This window comes from Streptomyces alkaliphilus, assembly GCF_014141535.1.
In the GTDB taxonomy this organism is placed as follows: domain Bacteria; phylum Actinomycetota; class Actinomycetes; order Streptomycetales; family Streptomycetaceae; genus Streptomyces; species Streptomyces alkaliphilus.
This window is the reverse complement of sequence record NZ_VKHT01001088.1, coordinates 1-1,591: the sequence shown is the minus strand read 5'-3', so window position 1 is coordinate 1,591 and position 1,591 is coordinate 1. Positions and strand designations below refer to the sequence as shown.

Here is a 1,591-nt window from a genome sequence, read left to right as displayed (position 1 = left end):
GCCCGGGACGCCGGGAGCCGGGCGAGGGGAATCGACCGAAGAGCGGAGGAAGGGGAGGGAAAAGGGATGGATCGCACATGCCCGCCGAGGAGTCGGGCAGGCGAAGAGGAGTCGATCCGCAACCTTTCCGGGATCCGGATCGTCCAAGGGGGTGAGAGCCCCCGGGGGACGTGACGGGATCGGATGGGGAGCGGACCGGCGGGAGCGGCCGCGCGAGCCGGTCGGGGCGGTGGGCCCGGGTGACGGGACCCCCTCCGGGGCGGTGTTCGCGTGCGCCGGTGGGCAGGGTACTGCATCCGCGGAAAAAGATGCGCGGCTTGGGAATTCTGTCCGGTTTCCCGTCGTTGATTCGTTACGGAAGGCGGGTGCGAGTAGGCACTCCGCCGGCCGAGAAGGAGCACAGGCAGAGCGCCACCGAGCGTCACACCCAATCATTCGCAAGGGAGCACGTATGGCAAGCCGTGCCGTCGCCCGCAGCCGGCAGACCTCCGGTCCGGTCGGAACCACGGGCAGCGCCAGGCCCTCCGCGGAGGGCGACGCCACCGAGCGCGACCTGGTGGGCATGTACCTGGACGAGATCGCCCGCACGCCGCTGTTGGACGCGGCGCGGGAGGTCGAGTTGGCCCGGGCCATCGAGGCCGGTCTGTACGCCCGCCGCATCCTGGACGGGAGGGACGAGCCCGTGCCGGAGGGTCCGGTCGTCGGTGTCCCGTCCGAGGAGTTGGAGGCGATAGCCGCGGAGGGGGAGCGTGCCAAGGACGTCTTCATCCGCTCCAACCTCCGGCTGGTGGTCGCCGTGGCCCGTCGCTACCCGCGCAGCGGTCTGCCCCTGTTGGACCTGGTCCAGGAGGGCAACGCCGGGCTGGTCCGGGCGGTCGAGAAGTTCGACTACACCAAGGGCTTCAAGTTCTCCACGTACGCCACCTGGTGGATCAGGCAGGCGATCACCCGGTCCATCGCGGACCAGGCGCGCACCATCCGGCTGCCCGTCCATCTGGTCGAGGAGCTGGGGCGGGTCCGCAGGGTGCAGCGGGAGTTCAACCGCGAGCACGGGCGGGACGCCGAGCCGCAGGAGATCGCCGCCGAGCTGAACACCACACCCGAGCGGGTTCAGGACGTCCTGGACTGGGCCCGGGACCCGGTCAGCCTCAACATGGCCGTGGACGACGAGGGTGAGACCCAGTTCGGGGACCTGCTGGAGGACACCTCCGCGGCCACCCCGGAGCAGTCCGTCATGGTCATGATGCGCCGGGAGGGGCTGGAGGAGCTCATCGGTCGCCTCGACGACCGCACCGCGTCCATCATCCGGGCCCGCTACGGCATCGAGGACGGCCGTGAGCGGACCCTCACCGAGGTCGGCCGGCAGCACGGTCTGACCCGGGAGCGGATCCGGCAGATAGAGAAGCACGCCCTGCTGGAGCTCAAGCGGATGGCCGACGCCTCCGGCTTCGACGCCGCCGCCTGAGAAAGTGTTGGGTAACCGGGTGATCACTCGTCTTTGAGGTCGTCGGCGAGGCGACGGGCCGCTTCGGTCTCGATGGGACCGCGGGGTTCGATCTCCTCGCCGGCGAGACGGGCGGCCATCAGCCGG

At 70.5% G+C, this 1,591-nt stretch carries 1 protein-coding gene; it reads left to right on the top strand.

Features of this window, described 5'->3' with window-relative positions; genetic code table 11:
* Positions 1-451 precede the first annotated feature (451 nt).
* On the top strand, positions 452-1,465 hold the full coding sequence (locus FNQ90_RS22575) for a sigma-70 family RNA polymerase sigma factor (RefSeq protein WP_182608035.1): 1,014 nt from the start codon (positions 452-454) through the stop codon (positions 1,463-1,465).
* Positions 1,466-1,591 lie beyond the last annotated feature (126 nt).

What these genes read in the sequence shown, in the direction of transcription:
- FNQ90_RS22575 (WP_182608035.1), top strand. Translation starts at nt 452, where the DNA reads ATGGCAAGCCGTGCCGTCGCCCGCAGCCGGCAGACCTCCGGTCCGGTC.